The organism is Paenibacillus nanensis, from assembly GCF_003583765.1.
GTDB lineage: Bacteria > Bacillota > Bacilli > Paenibacillales > Paenibacillaceae > Pristimantibacillus > Pristimantibacillus nanensis.
The window spans coordinates 1-12941 of the sequence record NZ_QXQA01000019.1 but is presented as its reverse complement, the minus strand read 5'-3'; the positions used below and the strand labels follow the sequence as shown (position 1 = coordinate 12941).

The window sequence follows — 12941 nt, the reverse complement described above, 5'->3', positions numbered from 1 at the left end:
GAATGGAAGAGCTGTTGAAGGACGTGCTGATCAGGGGAACAGCATGGGATGGTAAAATCCGCGTGTTTGCCGTTCGTACAACAAACATCGTGGAGGAGCTTCGCCGCAGGCATGATACGTTCCCGACCGCAACGGCGGCGCTGGGCCGGACGCTGTCCGTCGGCGCGATGATGGGCGCGATGCTGAAGGGCAAGGAGCGGCTGACCATTCAAGTGAGGGGCGACGGGCCGATCGGCCAAATCGTCGTCGACGCGAACGCCGAAGGCGAGCTTCGCGGCTATGTGGATCATCCGCAAGCGCATCACGGCAGCAACGCGCAAGGCAAGCTGGACGTGGCGGGCGCAGTCGGCAGATCCGGCAATATTTATGTAACGAAGGACTTGGGACTGAAAGAGCCGTACCGCGGCAGCGTTCCGATCATTTCCGGCGAGCTGGGCGAGGACTTCACCTACTACTTCGCTGTGTCCGAGCAGACCCCGTCTGCGGTAGGCGTCGGCGTTCTTGTCGAGAATGACAACAGCGTGCTGCACGCCGGCGGGTTCATCGTCCAATTGATGCCGGGCTTGACCGACGCGGAAATTACGCGGCTGGAAGAGGCGATAGCGAAATTGCCGCCGGTCACGACGCTAATGTCGCAAGGCGCGACGCCGGAGGATCTGCTGCGTGAGGTTGTCGGGGGCGATGATCTGATCATTCATGACACCATGCCGCTCGTATTCAAATGCCATTGCTCGGTAGAAAAGGTAGAACGGACGCTTATCAGTCTCGGCGAGCACGAGCTGCGGAGCATTATTGAAGAAGACGGTCAAGCGGAAGTCGTCTGTCCTTTCTGCAATGAGGCTTATCATTTTGGAAGAGAGCAGCTGGAGCAGATTCTGGAGCAGGCGAAGCCGCGGCCGATTCAATAATGGAAGGGCAGTCGTAGGCCGATGAAAAGAAATGAGGTTTTGAAGGCCGTTGTCATCCTTCAAGCCGTCTGCATGATTGCTCTCACGGGCATGGTGATGGTGAAGGTATGGCCTTTGCCGGGACTAAAGAGCGGGGACCAGGAAAATTCGGGCACGCCGGATATTCCTGTGCAGGAAGGAAGCGGGACGAATAGTCAAGCTGTCGTAGCCTCAGTTGGCGGAAAGACCATTACGATGAACGAGTTGACGGATGAGCTGTTGGAGCAGTACGGAGACGCAGTGCTTCGAGTCATGATGGTGCGGATTGCGATTGACAAGGAAGCGGAAGCTTCCGGTCTCACGCTGACGCCGGATGAGATTGAGCTGGAGCTTGCAAGATCGGCTGAAGGCTATGGAAGTGAGGAAGAATACTTCAAAGTCATGAAGGAACAGCTGGGCATGTCGGAAACGCAAATAATGGACGAAATCAAGTACCGGCTGTTGATGGAGAAAATAACGGTTCGCGATTATCCCGTGACCGACGATGAAATAGAACGTTACATTGATGAGCATCCGGAGCAGTTCGGCTCCAGGGAGCAATACCATCTGAAGTGGATCGTGACTTCAACGCGCGAGCAGGCGGAGTCGGTCCTGTCTATGCTGGAGGACGGCGGAGATTTCGCCGAGCTGGCTTCGAATTATTCGATCGATGCTTACTCCGCGGAGAATGGCGGCGATCTCGGCTTGATCGAAGCGGACGACCCCTTTTACGACGAAGCGGTGTTAAACGCTGCGGCGGGGTTGGCGGTAGCCGAAATCGCCGGTCCGATTGAGCTGGAGGAAGGGTATGCGGTGATCGAGCTGGCCGGCAAAAAGTCGACCTCCGGGCTGACAGGCGATCAGCTGTACCAAGCGGTACGCAGGCAGCTGGCGCTTGAGAGGGCTAGGCCGATACGGGAGCTGGAGGACGAGCTCCTGACTCGCTATGGAGCGGCCATTATGAAGTAAGGACGGGTATGATAACGTTTTCCAATCAAAAGGAAAGAGGCTATTGACAACGGAAGCATGACATTGATAAGATGGAATTAGTCAAAACCAACTATTTTAGTCGGAATAAGGAGGCCTTTCTTCCCATGGCGAAAATTGTGCAGAGCGTTACAGAATTGATCGGAGATACACCCCTCGTACGTTTGAACCGTCTTGTGCCTGAAGACAGCGCAGAGATTTATGTAAAGCTGGAGTACCAAAACCCAGGCGCCAGCGTTAAAGATCGTATTGCAATCAGCATGATCGAAGTAGCAGAGCAAGAAGGCAAAATTAAAGCGGGCGAAACGACAATCGTTGAGCCGACAAGCGGCAACACGGGTATCGGCCTTGCGATGGTAGCTGCCGCAAAGGGCTACAAAGCGATTCTGGTAATGCCGGAGACGATGAGCATCGAGCGCCGCAACCTGCTTCGCGCTTACGGCGCTGAGCTGGTGCTGACACCGGGCTCTGAAGGAATGAACGGCGCGGTTCGCAAAGCGGAAGAGCTTGTGAAGGAGAACCCGTCCTATTTCATGCCGCAGCAATTTAAAAACCAAGCGAACGTGAAAATCCACCGCGAAACGACTGGCCCGGAGATCGTAGAGGCGATCAACTCGCTGGACGGCAAGCTGGATGCTTTCGTTGCGGGTATCGGTACTGGCGGGACAATCTCCGGCGCAGGCGAAGTGCTCAAAAAGAACTTCCCGGACGTTAAAGTCTATGCGGTTGAGCCGGCTGCTTCCCCGCTGCTGTCGGGCGGCAACCCAGGTCCTCATAAAATCCAAGGTATCGGCGCTAACTTTATCCCGGATATCCTGAACCGTGAAATCTACGACGGCGTTATTACCGTCGAGAATGAAGATGCTTTCGAATACGCGCGCCGCGCGGCGAAAGAAGAAGGCATTCTGTGCGGTATTTCTTCCGGCGCCGCTATTTTTGCGGCTCTGAAAGTAGCGAAGGAACTGGGCAAAGGCAAGCGCGTAGTCGCTATCGTGCCAAGCAACGGCGAACGTTACCTGAGCACGCCATTGTTCAACTTCGATAACTAATTACCGCTTCGAACGGATAGGAAGCGTCTTCCATTCTTAAGGATGGAGGACGCTTTTCTTTTACTCTGCGATTCTGTATACTGAGCGAAATAAGCTTCGAGAACGGGGGATATTAGACCATGGTCACCGCTTGGGATGAATGGCTTCGGTGGCGGGCCGAGCAGAAATATACGACGCTTCCGGTCGTGATGGAGCTTTCGCTGCGGGAGGAAGCAAGCGGCATTTTGTCCTGGGAGGAAGCATGGCAGGACGCCTCGCCGTACGCGTTCGTGCTGGAGAGCGGCAAGGACGGGCGGTACACCTACTTGGGTCTTCATCCGGACAGCGTTATCCGCGGCAAAGGCAACCAGGCGGAATCGGTCGCGTTCCGCGGTCTGGACGAGCAGACGCCGGAGCGTAAGGCTTGGAAGGGCAAGCCGCTCGAGGTTGTGCGCGCTTGGATGAGCGACGGCTGCGGGCCGCGGCTGGAGGGCGAAGACGCGCCGAAATGGCTGGGCGGCTGCGTCGGCTATTGGAGCTACGACATTGTGCGGAGCATCGAGAGGCTGCCGGAGATCGCGGCGGATGATCTGGCGCTGCCGGACTATTTGTTCCTTCGCATGAACGAGATATGGATTATCGACTATAAGAAAAGCGTTGTCTATTGCGTGGTCCATAGTCCCGTCGCGTTCGGCTGCTCGGAGGAAGAGCTGAGGGCTGTCTATGACCGGGCGGTGCAGCGCGCCGAAGGCATGGCCGATTACTGGCTCACCTGGTTCGAGGAAGACAAAGCTCGTGTGCGGGCGGAGAAAGCAAGGGCCGAGCGTCTGGCCGTGATGGAGAGAGAGTCTCTCCATATCGATATTGAAGCTTTTGGCGGGATTACGTCTCCAACTTCAAAAGAGAGCTATATGGATGCGGTGCGGGCGATCCAGCGGTACATCGGGCAGGGGGACGTCTTTCAGGTGAATCTCTCGCAGAGGCAGACGCGCCGCACGGAGAAATCGCCGGAGGAGCTGTACGAATGGCTGCGCCTCGTCAATCCGTCCCCGTACATGGGCTTCTTGCGCTGTCCGGACTTCCAGCTTGTATCGGCGTCGCCGGAGCTGCTCGTAGAGCTGAGGGGCCGCACGCTTGCCACGCGACCCATCGCGGGTACGCGGCGCAGAGGCCGCACGGAGGAAGAGGAGCAGCGGTTCGCGGAGGAGCTGCGGACGAACGAGAAGGAGCGCGCGGAGCATATTATGCTCGTTGACCTGGAACGCAATGACCTTGGCCGAATCTCGACGTACGGAACGGTGAAGGTGAAAGAGCTGATGGTCATCGAATACTATTCCCATGTCATGCATCTCGTCTCGCAAGTAGAAGGAGAGCTCGCCGAGGGGAAGGACGCCTATGACGTGATCGCGGCGACGTTCCCGGGCGGGACGATTACAGGGGCGCCCAAGATCCGCACGATGGAGATCATCGAAGAGCTGGAGCCGGTTCGCCGAGGGCCGTATACGGGATCGTTGGGATGGATTGACTACAATGGCGATATGGAATTTAATATTATTATTAGAACGATGGTTTTGAAGGAAGGCGAGGTTCATATCCAAGCGGGTGCGGGTATCGTCATCGATTCCGATCCGGAGCGGGAGTATGTTGAATCGCTTAGCAAGGCGAAGGCGTTATGGAAAGCAATCGAGTACAGCGAACGGCATTCTGGGAGAGACAGCTAGGCAGCATAGTTTAGAACAGGGCCGGCGGGAAGCAGGGCAGGCCGAAAATTTAGAATAGAAGAGGGGATGCGGAGCATGATACTCGTAATTGACAATTATGATTCGTTCACGTACAACCTGGTGCAGTACTTGGGAGAGCTGGGCCAAGAGATCGTTGTGAAGCGGAATGACGAGATTGACCTGAAGGGGATCGAAGAGCTGGCGCCCGATCATATCTTGATCTCGCCGGGCCCTTGCTCGCCTAACGAGGCGGGAATCAGCTTATCGTTGATTGACCATTTCAAAGGCAAGGTGCCGATCCTCGGCGTATGCCTCGGCCATCAATCGATCGGACAGGCCTTCGGCGGCGAGGTTGTGCGCGCGGAGAAGCTGATGCACGGCAAGACATCGCCAATTCTGCATGACGGCAAATCGATTTTCGAAGGGATGGAGTCTCCGTTTACGGCGACGCGCTACCACTCGCTCATCGTGCGCCGCGAGACGCTGCCGGACTGCCTTGAGATAAGCGCAGAGACGGCGGAAGGCGAAATTATGGGGCTTCGCCACAAGGAATATGCGATCGAAGGCGTTCAATTCCATCCTGAATCGATCATAACGGATCACGGCCATACGATGCTTCGCAACTTTCTGAAGCACCGGTCCGGCGTCCTGCAATGACGATGAAGGTTGGCTGGAACGGCAAAACCGTACAAGCCCATGAAGCTGTGATCTCGGTATATGATCACGGCTTTTTGTACGGTTTGGGGTTGTTCGAGACGTTTCGCACATACGGCGGCCGCCCGTACCTGCTGGAGCGGCATCTCGACCGTTTGCGCGGAGGCTGCGCGGAGCTGGGCATCCGATTCGGGATGAGCGCGGATGAGGTCTTCGCGTGGACAAGCGAGCTGCTGCGGGAGAACGGCCTTGCGGACGGATACGTGCGTCTGACCGTCAGCGCCGGGGAAGGCGCGCTCGGGCTGCCGACGGGGGACTATGAGCAGCCGAATGTGATCCTGCTCGTGAAGGAGCTGCCTCCGGCGAATGATGAGCTCCTCATGCGCGGGAGAGAGCTGCGGCTGCTTCGCACAAGGCGGAATACGCCCGAGGGCGCCGTCCGCTTCAAGTCGCTGCATTATATGAACAATATTATCGCAAAGCGGGAGCTGTTGGGGCAGGCGGGGCAGGCTTCGGCTCCGGCGCCCAATGCGGAAGGGCTGATGCTGACCGAACAGGGATTTCTGACGGAGGGCATTGTCAGCAATCTGTTTTTTGTGCAGGACGGCGTCGTGCGTACGCCATCCATCGACACCGGCATCCTGCCCGGCGTAACGCGTCAGCGCGTGCTGGAGCTGTCTCTGACCGCCGGTCTGCCGGCAGAGGAAGGATATTACCGCTGGGAAGACCTGCTGCAGGCGGAAGAAGTCTGGATGACCAACTCGATCCAGGAGCTGATCCCGATCACGACGCTATCGGACCCCGCCGGCGAACGGTCACAGGTCAGCGGAGGCCAAGCCGGTCCGATCGCTCGCCGCCTGCTGGCGCTCTATCGCGAGGATACGGCCCGTTAATTGCCGGGTCGGCAGGGAATGCTAAGGTGGCGAAGGGTTTAAGAGGCCGGCGTAGACGAGCTAGTGGCTGCGTGGCAGCTCTTCGTTCAAAGGCCTCTTCGTCTTCGTGTGGACGGGGAGTACGCAGCCTTAGTAGGTCGAAATAGAGTAGGTAGTGGAGGAACGAGAATCACGTGGTGCTCCAAGCCGCAAATAGCAACAGGGTGCGTCGAGAGAGTGGAGAGTCGGCATTTCCATTCAAGAGTACCTCGGGTCTCGTCAATTGGTCTTCCCGGGCAGTTAAGTCAGATCAGAAAGTCAGATCAGAATGTCTAAAGTGCGCCGAGAGTGTGTACGGTTCGGAATAGCCGGAGTAGAGGAGTAACTAGTGCTACGTCTCACGATCCAAGCAACAAAGTGCCGGGTTAAGTGTCTAAAGTGCGCCGAGAGTGTGTTGAGTTAGGAATAGCCAGGAAGGATAGAGGAGTAACTAGTGCTACGTCTCGCGTTCCAAGCAACAAAGTGTCGGGTGAAGCGTCTAAAGTGCGCCGAGAGTGTGTACAGTTCGGAATAGCCGGAGTAGAGGAGTAACTAGAGTACAGAGTACATAAGGCGGCTCAAGCCCGAAAAGTCGGTTCGCAGTTGCCCTCCAATTCGCACACATTGCCATCAGCTGCTCGCCGCTTGCTATAAGGACAAAAGTACACTTATTTTCTGCGGAATGAGGCGTTTGGGGAGTAATAGAGCCAAGAATACACCTATTTTCGTCGTTTTCCCCCACTATCCTACATATGCCTTGAAATAAGTGCACTTTTGTCGCTATTTCGTATACTGCGGACAGCGGCGCTCCATTACGTGCACTTTTGTCCTTATTTGGCGGGTCGCGACCGAAGTGTGGGCTATGTTACCGTTACATTGGCGTCGGGACGATCATTGCAGCAATATTACGGTTACAGTTGCGTTAGTCGGCAGTAGAGCGGGCAGCTGCAACGTTTGGCGGCAGACATCAGTAGCGGAAACGCGTCTTACATTCACGCTATCTTGCATTTACATATTTTTATGAAATCCGTTTATGACCGGGTAAGCTACAGAGAGAAAGGAGAGACGGCATTCTATGAAAGAAAAAGTGACCTTCTGGGAGCGGTCCTACGACTTGGGCGGCGGTGTGAAGCTGGAGCTGGGAAAGCGTACGCTCGTGATGGGGATTTTGAACGCGACGCCGGATTCGTTCTCGGACGGCGGGCGTTATCTGCATGTCGAGAAGGCGCTCGAGCATGCGAAGCAGATGGTGGAAGCGGGGGCCGACATCCTCGACATCGGAGGCGAGTCGACGCGGCCGGGCTTTGCGGCGGTGAGCGTCGACGAAGAGCTGAGCCGCGTCCTGCCCGTTATTACGGCCATACGCGAAGCGCTGCCGCAGGTGCCGCTGTCCATCGACACCTACAAGGCGGCAACAGCGCGCCAGGCGCTCGAAGCGGGCGCGCATATCATCAACGACATCTGGGGTCTCAAGCACGACCCCGACATGGCCGCCGCAGCGGCGGAATATGGCTGTCCCGTCATCATCAGCCATAATCGCCACGCCCGGGACTACAACGACTTCGTCCCGGACGTGCTCGCCGACCTGCGAAGCAGCGTCGCCATCGCTCACAACGCCGGCGTCGCCGACGACCGGGTCTGGCTGGATCCCGGCATCGGCTTCGCCAAAACCTACGAAGACAATCTCGAGCTTCTCGATCGTCTGGATGAACTGACCGCGCTCGGCTACCCGGTGCTGCTCGGCACCTCGCGCAAACGCTTCATCCAGCAGACGCTGGGCTCGCCGGCTGATGATGTCGTGGAGGGCACGGCGGCGACCGTCGCCCTCGGCATCGCGCGCGGCGCGCAGATCGTCCGCGTCCACGACGTCCGCGCTATCAAGCGGACCGCCCTCATGGCGGACGCCATCCTCTATCGCGCACGCCAATAGAGCGGGGAGCGCCGCGAATCAGCCGCACAGACGCAAATCTATACGCATGCGCAATAACGCGAACAAGAGGGCGAGTACAGAACTCCGAAGCCCGCCCAAGGAAGGAGTAACACCATGGATCGAATGAACGTGCGGGGAATGAAATTTTACGGCTATCATGGCGTGTTCCCTGAAGAGAATAAGCTGGGCCAGCAATTTTACGTCGATATCGATTTGACACTGGACCTTGCGCAAGCCGCAGATACCGATGACTTGACCTATACCGTCAATTATGCGGAGCTGCATACCCTGGCCAAAAAGATCGTCGAGGGCAAGCCCTTCAAGCTGATTGAAGCGCTGGCCGGCCACATTGCATCGCGTGTGCTGGAAGCTTATACTAGTGTCATTGAAGTGACCGTTCGGGTCACGAAGCCGCATCCGCCCTTCGATATTCACTTCGATGGCGTGACGATCGAGCTTTCGAGAAAGCGGGATGCTAATGGCCGAATCATACGAGCATAATCAGCCCGAGACGGAAGCCTACATCGCGTTAGGCTCCAACATGGGCGACCGGGAAGAGCTGCTGCAGGAAGCGATCCGCCTGCTGGACGATCATCCCGATATCCGCGTCACCCGCGTCTCGGGCATATACGAGACGGATCCGGTCGGATATACCGACCAGCCTTCTTTTCTGAATATGGTGATTGCCGTTCAGACCCTTCTTACGCCGGTTCAGCTGCTTCACGTGCAGCTGGGGCTAGAGAAGCGCCTCGGGAGAATTCGACATGAACGTTGGGGACCAAGAACCATTGACCTCGATCTTCTCCTATACGATAATGTCAGAATGGATCACGAGGAGCTGACGCTGCCGCATCCGCGTATGATGGAGCGGGCGTTCGTGCTTGTGCCTTTACATGACGTGCTGGCGGAGACGCATCCGCTGCATAGGGAGGTACAGGAGGCGGCGCATGCGTCGCTTCAGGGAAGAAAGGAAGGCATCACGTTATGGAAAACAACCAATTGGCGCAGCGCGTCAGAGCTTTTCGGAAGCTGAAAGGCTACACACAGCTAGAGCTGGCCAAGGAGCTTGGCGTATCGGTTGCTGTACTAGGATCACTGGAGCGAGGCACGAGAAAGAATGACCCCAAGCTGCTGAACCATATCGCCAAGACGCTGGGAATCAGCTATGAGGAGCTCATGACCAAGGAGGACTAAGGAGAGGCATGCTGAAAATCGGTGACATCAAGATGAAAAACAGAGTCGTGCTGGCGCCGATGGCAGGCGTGTGCAACCCGGCATTCCGACTGATTGCAAAAGAGTTCGGCACTGGCCTTGTATGCGCGGAGATGGTAAGCGACAAAGCGATACTGCACGGGAATAAGCGCACGATGGAGATGCTGTTCGTGGATGAGAGGGAGAAGCCGCTCAGCCTGCAGATCTTCGGAGGCGACCGTGCGTCGCTGGTTGAAGCGGCGAAGGTCGTCGACAAGCAAACCAACGCCGACATTATCGATATCAATATGGGGTGCCCGGTGCCGAAGGTGACCAAGTGCGATGCTGGCGCCAGATGGCTGCTGGACCCTAACAAAATATACGAGATGGTATCCGCCGTCGTGGACGCCGTCGACAAGCCGGTCACCGTCAAAATGCGTATCGGCTGGGACGCCGAGCATATTTATGCCGTGGAGAACGCGCAAGCGGTTGAACGGGCGGGCGGCAGCGCTGTCAGCGTGCACGGCCGCACGCGGGAGCAGCTTTATACGGGCAAAGCGAACTGGGACATTATAAAAGAAGTCAAAAACGCCGTTTCCATCCCGGTAATCGGCAACGGGGACGTCGTGACGCCGGAGGATGCTAAGCGAATGCTGGACACCACGGGCGTTGACGGCGTCATGATCGGCCGCGGAGCGCTCGGTAATCCGTGGATGCTGTACCGCACGATTCAGTATCTGGAAACGGGAGAGCTTCTCGGCGATCCGACGCCGCGCGAGAAGATGGCGGTCGCGATCCTTCATTTAGACCGCCTCATCGCGCTCAGAAGCGAGGCTGCTGCCGTCCGCGAGATGCGCAAGCATCTGGCTTGGTACTTGAAGGGCTTGCCTGGCGGCGCGCGCGTGAAGGACGTTATTATGGAAGAGACGGGACGAGACCGTATGGTTGCGATTCTCGAGAATTATATCAGCTCGCTTGAGGAAGAGGCCGATGCAGCGCCAACGGCGAGCCTAACCGCCAGCTCATCCGAGCTGGAGGAAGTTGTGCACTAAAAAAATAAAGACGCGAGTCGGCGGTTATTCGACAAGGGATGACAATAACCGCTTGCCGGCGTCTGTCCTTTTATGCGGAGAAAGTGAAACGTTTTCAAACGCTTAGATGGCTTTGATTGACATTCAGGATACCTTGCAATATAATCGTGCAATATAATCTAACAATGGATATGAAAGCCTCCATTCCTCAGCTGTCAGCAGGTAATGATAGGCATCATGCGTAATATATTAAGTATCAGTGAATTCATACACGGTATGAAAAATTAGTCACACGACAGGAGAATCGGAAAGATGAACGATAAGCAAATCATTCTGACTCAGGACGGTTTGAAGAAGCTTGAAGAAGAGCTGGAGAATCTCAAGTCGGTCAAGCGTCGTGAAGTAGCCGAGCGTATTAAGATCGCTATCGGATATGGCGATATTAGCGAGAACTCCGAGTATGAGGATGCGAAGAACGAACAAGCCTTTATCGAAGGCCGGATCATCACGCTTGAGAAAATGCTCCGCAACGCCCGTATTATTAACAACGACGAGATTGATATCGATACGGTCAGCATCGGTTCGATCGTAACCGTAGAAGATTTGGAGTTCGGCGATACGATGGAGTACGCGATCGTCGGAACGGCGGAATCGGATCCGCTGCAGAACAAAATTTCGAACGAAAGCCCCGTTGGCAAAGCGATTCTAGGCAAGAAGAAAGGCACGGTCGTGGAAGTAAACGTACCAGCGGGCATTATTCAATATAAAATTGTCGATATCAAAAAATAAGGTGCGCTATAACGTTTTCGAAAGCTTCCTTGCAGGAAGCTTTTTGAGCGTTATTTGAACGATTGCGCCAAGTGTCAAGGAGATGAACATACGTGGAACATGAGAACCAAAACAACGAGCAGGAGCTGAGCGAGCTTCTGCAAATCCGCAGAAACAAGCTGGACGAGCTACGGGGCTTAGGCGTCGACCCGTTCGGACAGAAGTTTAACAGAACGCATAATGCGAAAGAGATTTTGGAAGCTTACGAGGGCAGCAGCAAGGAAGAGCTGGAGTCGCAGGCAATCGAGGTAAGCATCGCCGGCCGTATTATGCAGAAGCGCGGCATGGGCAAAGCCGGCTTTGCTCACATTCAAGACCTGACCGGCCGTATTCAAATCTACGTGCGCAAAGACTCCGTAGCGGAGAATAAATTTGCGGCGTTCGATATGCTGGATATCGGAGACATCGTAGGCGTACACGGCGTTGTGTTCAAAACGAACACAGGCGAGGTGTCCGTAAAGGCGCTTGACGTCGAGGTGCTCACCAAATCGCTGCTACCGCTGCCGGACAAGCATCATGGCCTGAAGGATGTCGAGCTGCGCTACCGCCAGCGCTACGTGGATCTGATCGTCAATCCGGACGTTCAGCAGACGTTCATCGCCCGTTCGAAAATCATCCAATCGATGCGCCGCTACCTAGACTCTCTCGGGTATTTGGAGGTTGAAACGCCTACCCTGCATTCGATCGCGGGCGGAGCGGCGGCTCGTCCGTTCATTACGCACCATAACGCGCTGGACATGCAGCTGTACATGCGGATCGCCATCGAGCTTCATCTGAAGCGCCTGATTGTAGGCGGACTGGAGAAGGTGTACGAGATCGGCCGCGTTTATCGGAACGAAGGCATCTCGACCCGCCACAATCCTGAATTTACAATGATCGAGCTGTACGAAGCTTACGCTGACTACAAAGATATTATGGCGCTGACCGAGAACATGATCGCCCATATCGCGAAGGAAGTGCTTGGCACGACCAAAATCAAATACCAAGGCCATGAAGTCGATCTGACGCCGCCTTGGCGCCGCGTAAGCATGGTTGACCTGGTGAAGGAAGTAACCGGCGTTGACTTCGGCGTACAGATGAGCGACGAAGAAGCGCATGCTCTTGCGAAGGAGCACAAAATTCCGGTTGAACCGCATATGACGTTCGGCCACATCCTGAACGCTTTCTTCGAAGAGCGCTGCGAAGCGACGCTTATTCAGCCGACGTTCGTTACCGGCCATCCGGTCGCGATCTCGCCTCTTGCGAAGAAGAGCGAGGCGGACCCGCGCTTTACGGACCGTTTCGAGCTGTTCATCGTAGCCCGCGAGCACGCGAATGCCTTCACCGAACTGAACGACCCGATCGACCAGCGCGAGCGTTTCGAAGCGCAGCTGGAAGAGAAGGAGCAGGGCAACGACGAAGCGCATGAGATGGACGAAGACTTCATCCGCGCGCTGGAATACGGCATGCCGCCTACCGGCGGTCTCGGCATCGGCATCGACCGTCTGGTCATGCTGCTTACCGACTCCCCGTCAATCCGCGACGTTCTGCTATTCCCTCACATGAGGGAGCATCGTTCGGCCGAATAATCGACATCTCTTAAAGGAAAGTCCCGCATTGCGGGGCTTCAGGCTGTCGAGAAAGTCTCGACAGCCTTTCATATGTTTAATTATTTTAAGACGACACCGCGTTAATGTTGTATAATATAATTAACAATAACTGAACGGTAGGTGTCGCTGATGCTGCGATCTAATC

13 protein-coding genes are annotated in these 12941 nt (G+C 55.9%); all 13 read left to right on the top strand.

All coding sequences use genetic code 11. The features are described from left to right. Positions 1–2 precede the first annotated feature (2 nt). The 13 genes from hslO to lysS all read left to right on the top strand — a co-directional run bounded on the left by hslO (position 3) and on the right by lysS (position 12775). The gene (gene hslO, locus D3P08_RS23055; RefSeq protein WP_119602487.1) at positions 3–908 is read left to right on the top strand and encodes an Hsp33 family molecular chaperone HslO; all 906 of its coding nucleotides are present in this window, start codon (positions 3–5) and stop codon (positions 906–908) included. Between the two features lie 21 nt (positions 909–929). Beyond that, positions 930–1895, top strand: a complete 966-nt coding sequence (locus tag D3P08_RS23050; RefSeq protein WP_119602486.1) for a peptidylprolyl isomerase — start codon at positions 930–932, stop codon at positions 1893–1895. 125 nt (positions 1896–2020) lie between these two features. Further along, positions 2021–2962 carry a cysteine synthase A gene (cysK, locus tag D3P08_RS23045; RefSeq protein WP_119602485.1) on the top strand — a complete coding sequence of 314 codons (942 nt, stop codon included), beginning with the start codon at positions 2021–2023 and terminating at the stop codon, positions 2960–2962. A gap of 119 nt (positions 2963–3081) precedes the next feature. Continuing rightward, complete coding sequence (locus D3P08_RS23040; protein ID WP_119602484.1) at positions 3082–4662, top strand: anthranilate synthase component I family protein; 1581 nt, start codon at positions 3082–3084, stop codon at positions 4660–4662. A 75-nt stretch (positions 4663–4737) separates the two neighbouring features. After that, a complete protein-coding gene (pabA, locus tag D3P08_RS23035) occupies positions 4738–5319 on the top strand; it encodes an aminodeoxychorismate/anthranilate synthase component II (RefSeq protein ID WP_119602483.1) in 582 nt (193 codons plus the stop codon). Continuing rightward, positions 5316–6209: an aminodeoxychorismate lyase gene (gene pabC / locus D3P08_RS23030; RefSeq protein ID WP_338068741.1), complete on the top strand. Its 894-nt coding sequence runs from the start codon at positions 5316–5318 to the stop codon at positions 6207–6209. Before pabA ends, pabC begins: the two co-directional genes overlap by 4 nt. Before the next feature lie 1093 nt (positions 6210–7302). Further along, positions 7303–8157: a dihydropteroate synthase gene (gene folP / locus D3P08_RS23025; RefSeq protein WP_119602482.1), complete on the top strand. Its 855-nt coding sequence runs from the start codon at positions 7303–7305 to the stop codon at positions 8155–8157. Between the two features lie 114 nt (positions 8158–8271). After that, complete coding sequence (gene folB / locus D3P08_RS23020) at positions 8272–8658, top strand: dihydroneopterin aldolase (protein ID WP_119602481.1); 387 nt, start codon at positions 8272–8274, stop codon at positions 8656–8658. Continuing rightward, positions 8636–9190 carry a 2-amino-4-hydroxy-6-hydroxymethyldihydropteridine diphosphokinase gene (gene folK, locus D3P08_RS23015; RefSeq protein ID WP_119602480.1) on the top strand — a complete coding sequence of 185 codons (555 nt, stop codon included), beginning with the start codon at positions 8636–8638 and terminating at the stop codon, positions 9188–9190. Before folB ends, folK begins: the two co-directional genes overlap by 23 nt. Continuing rightward, the gene (locus tag D3P08_RS23010) at positions 9142–9351 is read left to right on the top strand and encodes a helix-turn-helix domain-containing protein (RefSeq protein WP_119602479.1); all 210 of its coding nucleotides are present in this window, start codon (positions 9142–9144) and stop codon (positions 9349–9351) included. The genes folK and D3P08_RS23010 overlap by 49 nt, the downstream gene beginning before the upstream one ends. 8 nt (positions 9352–9359) lie before the next feature. Next, complete coding sequence (gene dusB, locus D3P08_RS23005) at positions 9360–10400, top strand: tRNA dihydrouridine synthase DusB (RefSeq protein WP_119602478.1); 1041 nt, start codon at positions 9360–9362, stop codon at positions 10398–10400. 291 nt (positions 10401–10691) lie between these two features. Beyond that, positions 10692–11168: a transcription elongation factor GreA gene (gene greA / locus D3P08_RS23000; RefSeq protein WP_119602477.1), complete on the top strand. Its 477-nt coding sequence runs from the start codon at positions 10692–10694 to the stop codon at positions 11166–11168. Positions 11169–11260: 92 nt separating this feature from the next. After that, complete coding sequence (gene lysS / locus D3P08_RS22995; protein ID WP_119602476.1) at positions 11261–12775, top strand: lysine--tRNA ligase; 1515 nt, start codon at positions 11261–11263, stop codon at positions 12773–12775. Positions 12776–12941: the final 166 nt, after the last annotated feature.